The sequence below is a fragment of the Alloprevotella tannerae ATCC 51259 genome, from assembly GCF_000159995.1.
Lineage (GTDB): Bacteria > Bacteroidota > Bacteroidia > Bacteroidales > Bacteroidaceae > Alloprevotella > Alloprevotella tannerae.
Window position 1 is genome coordinate 460,605 of the sequence record NZ_GG700643.1, and the last position, 7,440, is coordinate 468,044.

Here is a 7,440-nt window from a genome sequence, read left to right on the forward strand (position 1 = left end):
TGAAGGTACATTTTTCCTTCCACGATGAGAGAAAATTTAATCAAGCTATAGTATTTCATATACGCAGCTTAATCTATACGTTTTTGGGCGCAACTTCTCATTCTTCTTGTCCTACGATATTGTAAGTCTTTTCTTCGAGGCAAAAAGAAAAGAGTCTCACGCTGCATAAAGGCATAAGACTCTTTTTCGTTAGAAGTTTGTTAAAAACTTATCCAATAAATCTTTACGGGATCAAGACTTTCTGAGAAGAAACTCGGCCGTCAGATGTCGTTGTACGTATGATGTAGACTCCTTTCGTTAACTTGTCTTCAGCAGTCTTTACACCATTGATTGTATAGTAATCGCGAGTTACGACTTTGCTTGTCGTGGTTTGCTCAATATTGGCAACTAAAGCATTAAAGGATATGCTTTCTGCATTTTCAATCACGCAATTTGCCGGATTTGTACTATCATAGTCACCAATGAACGCGACGATGTACATATTACTCTTCTTCCAGCTGTCGTCAACTTGGAAAGAGTAAGTATTCAAAAAGCGGTTGTTTTCCCATTCTACTACATCACCCCAAGTGCTATTGAAAGCACGAATTACGTGTTGATGCGTGAAGGTGGGTGCACCCGCTTGCTTGTTCGCTTTAATATTGTCCTCTAACAGATACACAGTCAAGCGAGCCGGAGTCTTAGAGAAGTCTTCGCTGCGTTTACCTCGTGCTTCAATGTTTAGCTTATGCGCGTTTTCATCATAATATCCGCGTAGATTCAAAGAAGCACGTGCTTTCTCTGCTAAACGCTTCTCTATGTAAGTGATGAGTTCTTGCTTGTCTGGTGAGACTACTGCGGTTTGGGCTCCATTTTTCGAGAAGAATGGGTAGCGGTCGAACATTACGCCGGGTGCGAAAGTAGAGCCGCCCAAATTGTACAAGAACAGCAAACCATTGTCACATTCTTGCGTCAACCAATCAGTATGATAACCAGAGTGATGGCAAACGGCAATGACATTGTCCTTATACTTAGGTTCGCTCAATATTTCATGTAAATAATTAGATACACGAGGGCAGTTGGGGCATTGTTCTGTTGTAAATTCCTCTACGAGTACTTTGTGCGTAAAAGAATAAGAGGGCACTTGCATATTGTTGGCTTCATTTTCATCCGTACCGTTCTTTAAAGCAGAGATCTTGATTTCTATTGGTTGCTTAATGCCGGCATCATTTACGTCGGGGATACTGTAAGTTACTTCAGTAGAGCCATTGGAAGCAAGAGCATTATCAAACTGATTGCTTACTTGCAGACTGCCATCAGGAAGACTTGTAGACAAAGTGAAACCTTGGATTGTCTTTACAGCATAATTGCGTACTTTAGCTGTGATCTTAATAGTGTTGGATGCTAATTCTGGTACCGCAACAGCAGAAACAAGACCTAAATCATATTGAGGAAGTTTGTCGCCCTCAAATACTGCTTCAAGGCTTAAAGCACCTTCAGCAGATTTATCCTGCCAAGTAGATGTGGAGCCGAGTCGTAGCCAAAAAGCATCTTTTTGCGGTTCATCAATTACGGCTGTCGCTTTAGTTTTGTCGCGTTGCTTAAAGGAATAACCTATATAAAGTCCTTCCTCGCTGTTAATTTCATAGGGCTGGTCAAGCTGGATTTTATTCCATCCGCGTATGATTTTTGGATTATCCTCTTTGGATAAGCTCTTTTCTACGAGATTTGGTCCGGTTAAAGAGGTTCTAATCCATACACGAAGGCTGTCAATGTTTACTCGACTTGCTAAGCCTGCATCAATTTCTACAATTCGACTCCCTTTATACATTTTTATTTTTGTGGGAGGCAAATAAATGGCAGCGTCGACCCACGTTTTTCCGGACACTTCATAGTTGCTTTGTGTTGCAACTTGCCCATAACTGTAGCCTACGTTTAGCCTGTCTTGTGAACTCACGCTTTGCATAGCCAATAGGGCCAGCATTGAAAGTACGAATCTTCTCATTATCGCGTAATTTAAAGTTAGATATGTTTGGTTATTGATCATTACTTGTTTATCTACATCTATTGTTGAAAAAAATGTACTGGAGATTGTGAATAAGCGCAACTCCTGCGTATCAGCCCTAAAAGAGAGCGAAAATTTATTTGTTGCAAATATATAGATATTCCCAGATAACTTACAACTTTTCTATTGATTTTTATTTTTTATCGCTAAAAATTTGCGTTTTAAGAAACAAACATCTACATTTGCGACTGCCTAATCTTTTTATAAAACTCTTGATACATAAGATCTATGCGTAAGAAAACCTTAGCACTAATGGTCGGTCTTATGGCCACATTGACCATTGAAGGAGGATTGCATGCGCAATCCCGGTTTAAAACTGGGGGTGATAAACTCCCCAAAATGATGAAAGAAAGTGAGAAACTTTCTATTCCACCTAACGACATTAGGAAGGATTATCCTTTGCTACTTACGGCAAAGCCTACCGGTCGTAATCCGTTTAAAACTCCTGGTAGTATTTTGGGGACACCAAAGTATCGTTCGCCAAAAGATGAAGCAGCAAGCTTTACAATGTGGGGAAATCTCGTATCTGCTGCATCTTGGTCACAATATACATCGTCTTCCCAGTATCCCTATGGGGTTTATTCGTTCTCTGTGCCTAGTATGACCAAAGAGGTCTTGAAGCAATCTTCGAACATCAACGCAAATGGCGGTGGTGCCTTTTATAATGACCGTTTCCACTTCGTGCACTTTACACAGCTCTATGGTGCTATTTTTGCATCGTATTATGAATATGATGTAAATACTTGGAAAGTTGTAAAGTATGATGATCTGAGAGATAATGCTATGATAGCTGTTTCTGCAACATACGATCAAACTTCCGGTAAAGTTTATGGCTGCTTCTATACAAGCGACTTGAAAGGGCTGACAATCGGTACGGTAGATTATGATAAAGCAGAAAGAGAAGTGCTTTGTCCTACTGATTTAACGTTCTTGGTAATGGCCGCCGACAAATATGGCCGCTTATTTGGTATTGATAGAAATGCAGATTTATATCGTATTGATAAGAAGACTGGCGCTCAAACAAAAATAGGCAATACGGGCGTTACAATTGGTGCTTACTATCAGAGTGCTGCTTTTGATTTCAAAACCAATAAATTGTATTGGGCTTCGGCTTCAGATTCGGAAGAAAACAATGTCCTTTACGAAGTTAATGTCAATACAGGACAAGCAACCGAAATAAAGGAATTCCCTGATAACGAGCAGTTGGTTTGCCTTTACATTCCTCAAACTGTAGATAAAAAGGCTCCACAAGTCGTCTCAGACATTGAGTTGAATTTTACTGACGCTTCTACAACGGGCGCTGTTAAATTTAAGTTGCCGACTAAAGCTGTAGACAACTCTGCTCTTTCTGAGAATCTAGAATACTTTATCTTAGTTGACGGAGATACTCTAAAAACTGGAACTGCGGCGCCAGGTGCAATTGTTAATGAGAATGTAACTGTAGTAGGAGGAAAAACTCCATTTGTGATCTTTGTAAAAAATAATGCAGGAGAGAGCAAGCGAACAGTAGAAAAGAAGTGGATAGGAAGAGATATTCCTCTCCAACCAGAAGGTATTAAGTTGACCTTAGACACTAAGAGCAAAGTGACTTTGACTTGGACTGCTCCAACGAAGGGTAAAAATGGCGGTTATGTAAATCCGTCTGATTTGCGTTATAAGATTGTGCGTTATCCAGATGAAGTTGTTGTTGCAGATTCGCACGTTGGCACTACTTTCTCAGAAGAAATTACCCCCCAGACACTGACGGCATATTACTATAAGGTTAGCGCTGTTAATGAGGGGTATACCGGTGAGGAAATTGTATCTAATAAGGTGCTTGTTGGTGATCCGCTTGAAGCTCCTTATGTTGAAGAGTTTGATGGACAGCCAGCCTTTGATTTATTTACAGTATTCGATGCAAATAAAGATGGTCGCACTTGGGTGATGAATAAGGTGGACAATATGGTCTATAACCAATTCAATACGGTTAGAGATGCTGATGATTGGTTGATTTCTCCACCAATTCATTTGAATAACGATAGACAGTACTTCTTCTCATTCGTAGTTCAGTCTACGAATAAGCTTAATACTGAACGTATTTCTGCTTCATTAGGAAATGGAACAGTTATTAATGATAGCTACAAGGTGATCGTTCCTGATACTTCATTCCATGGTCCTGATGCGGTGACTCTTTCCACTTTAGTGTCTGTTGAAAAGGATAGTATTTACAACTTTGCTTTCCACGCTACGAGTCCAAGTAATCAAGGTTATTTGTTCTTACATAAGATAATTGTTACTGAAGGACCTAGATATTCTGCACCAGATTCTATTACAGATTATACTTTGACTGCAGGGGCTGAAGGCGACTTGTCTGCAGAGTTGAAGTTCCGTACACCAACGAAGGATCTTAAAGGTAAAGATGTGGGAACTCTTACGAAGGTAGAAATTCTTCGCAATGGCAAACTCATTCATACGATAGAGAATCCCGCAAAGGGAGCTATGCTTACCTATAAGGATAAGTCTGACGATATTGCGAATGGATTTAATAAATATACTGTAGTTGTAAGTAATGCAAGCGGTGCAGGGCGAGTTGTTGAAAGAGATGTTTACATTGGCTATGATTTGCCGCGTGCGCCACAAAATATTAAGCTTGTTGACAACTTTGATGGAACAGCGCTGTTATCTTGGGATTCTCCAGGTATTAAAGGCGTGAATGATGGTTACGTTGATGAAAGTGAATTAACTTATAACGTATTCTCTGTACAGGGTGAGTCTGTATCTACTTTCAGAACAGGTGTAACTGAGCGTTCTCTTGATATTACCGATGTTCCACAAACCGGTGAACAATCCTTATTCTACTTCTTGCTCAAAGCAAGTTCTAGCGTTGGAGAAAGTAAAATTGGTCGCTCCCCGTGGATTATTGCAGGGTCTCCTTATACTTTACCATTCCACGAAGGATTCCCAGATGGCAATATCGAGAATGGCTTTTGGACGAGAGGTAAGGATGGCAAAAACAACATTGAGATTGTTAATGAAACTTCTTCAGATAACGATGGTGGTTGCTTAAAGTTCTTAGCAGATAAGAACGGAGAGTCAGCAAGCATTAGCTCTGGAAAAATTGATTTAGCCCAGGCTAACAATCCTACCTTGCTCTTCTCTTATTATGCCGTTCCTGGTAAAGATAATGTTATCCAGGTTGAAATTAGTAAGGATGGAAATGCTCCTCAAGTTGTCTCAACAATCAACTATAAAAAATTAGAAGGCGACGAAGGATGGAGAATAAAGAAAGTAGATCTGAACAACTTCAAAGGCTCGAGATTTATAATTCTTACTCTGCGTGGAATAGATAATAATCAAAAAGCAACTGCAATTTTGATAGATGATATCAATGTGCGTAACAACTTTGATTATAATCTTGATGCTCATTTGGTAGCACCAAAACAAGTAACGGCAGGACAATCAGCACAATGTTTGGTAACTGTTCGTAATATTGGTGATAAGGTGGCTGACGATTATACTATAGACCTCTACGCTAATAATAAAATTGTAGCCACACTTAGAGGTGAGACGCTTGCTCCAGAAGCAAGTAAGACCTTTACAATGCTTTATAAGTCTAAAGTTACAGATCCGGAAGTGTCTAAGTTGAAAGCTGTAGTTGTTTTTGACAAGGATATGGATAAGGCTGATAATACGTCTCAGACACTTGATATAAATCTGAAGGCTTCTGACCTTCCAGCTATCAATGATTTGACTGGCCACGTAGATGAAGCTGGAGATATTGTCACTTTAACTTGGACTGCTCCTGACACTAAGATTAGTGAAACAACTGAAGACTTTGAGGGCTTCAAAGCCTTTGAAATTAAGGACCTGTCGCCTTGGACTATAGAAGGTGATCGTGAACGTAAGACTGGTGTTTGGGAAGACTTTACATTCCCGCATGCTGGCGAGCCTTTCCCCTTCATCGTTTTCAATCCATCTGAGATTACAGAATATGATCTATCTCGTTGGTGCACTCCGCATTCCGGCAAGCAATTCTTGGCCTCTATTACAAACTATTCTGCTAAGGGAAATAATGGTTGGTTAATATCACCGTCTCTCTCTGGAAAGAAGCAAACTATTCGTTTCTGGGCAAAATCTTTTGATGGTTACGAAAGTATAGAGGTTCGTTGCTCTAAGACAACTGCCGATACTGCTTCTCTCAATAATGTTCTGATGACAGAAAATAAGATTCGGAATAAGTGGAAAGAGTATCAAGTTGAACTGCCTGAAGGAACTAAATACTTCGCAATTCGCGTAACTTCTAAGTTCCAGCAAATGCTTATGCTTGATGATATCACATACGAGTCTGGCGTTGGCACTATTATTGGTTTCAATATCTATCGTGATGGCCAAAATATCGCTACTGTAGATGCTCAGACGACTATATTCAAAGATAATACGGCCGATAAGGGTAATCACAACTATACTGTGACAGTTATTTATGATGAAGGTGAATCTAGAATGTCCAATAGTGTTTCTGCCGTTACTTCATTAAAAGATAATGCAAAGGCTGAAACAATTGTTCGCACGATCCCTGGACACATAGTCATAAGTAATTCTAGTGGTCAAGAAGTTGCAGTATTTGCTACAAATGGTAAGCAAGTCTTCTCTGGTAGCGGCCAGCAAAACTTGTTGATTCCGATGATGCGAAATACCTATGTTGTGAAAGTTGGCAATAAAGTGTATAACGTTTTAGTACCATAAATTATAGGTGACGAAAAATGATAGGAGATGCAATCAAATCTTGGTTGCATCTCTTTTATTTCTACTAAAATATAGTGTATTGAGTTGTAGTGTACTGAATAAGTTGACATCTTCTAAATCTGAAAGGAGTAAAAAATGTGTCTCAGTACAATTAATATGCTAGTTCAGGATAATTATAGTATTCAAATAGTTCAAACTGGCTTGATTTATCTACATATACAAACAGTCCATTCGGTTTATCTCCAAAAAGCAATATGCCGTAAGGGCAAAAAATGAATTCATGATAAAGTTATGTATCGAGCGGTGTCGTGAGTGTACAAAGTTCGCGTTGTTCTTAAGAAGCTCATTCATGTACTCGATGATATATCTTTTTCTCAGCATAATCTTGTCCCACATAGGCATAAGTTTATTCTTCATCTTTGCTTTAAGACAATGCACGAGTTGAACACCTTGACTGAACAGACTCTCGAAGAGTTCCTGTTTGATATTATTGCTGTCCGATAAAAGTTTTTTGATTGATATGCCGTTCTTTTGGAGAGGGCAAAAAGTAAAGGGCTGATTTCGTTTTGTAAAGTCAGCCCTTAATGGTTAATTTGTATTCGACAAAAAAACATTTAACCATGGGTAAAAGTACACATTTTAGCGGACAGCCGCTCTATTCTCAGATCATAAAATTG

2 protein-coding genes and 1 pseudogene are annotated in these 7,440 nt (G+C 39.3%); 1 reads left to right on the top strand and 2 read right to left on the bottom strand.

Annotated elements, in window-relative coordinates:
• Positions 1 to 223: 223 nt before the first annotated feature.
• Entirely contained in the window at positions 224 to 1,981 is a 1,758-nt protein-coding gene (locus tag GCWU000325_RS07970; RefSeq protein ID WP_169303831.1) for an Omp28-related outer membrane protein, read from the bottom strand.
• A 288-nt stretch (positions 1,982 to 2,269) separates the two neighbouring features.
• Here GCWU000325_RS07970 and GCWU000325_RS07975 point away from each other — a divergent pair, with 288 nt between their 5' ends.
• The gene (locus GCWU000325_RS07975) at positions 2,270 to 6,763 is read left to right on the top strand and encodes a choice-of-anchor J domain-containing protein (protein ID WP_006255863.1); all 4,494 of its coding nucleotides are present in this window, start codon (positions 2,270 to 2,272) and stop codon (positions 6,761 to 6,763) included.
• 151 nt (positions 6,764 to 6,914) lie between these two features.
• On the opposite strand, the pseudogene GCWU000325_RS07980 reads toward GCWU000325_RS07975, so the two are convergent.
• A pseudogene (locus GCWU000325_RS07980) lies at positions 6,915 to 7,255 on the bottom strand (transposase); the annotation flags it as partial.
• Positions 7,256 to 7,440: the final 185 nt, after the last annotated feature.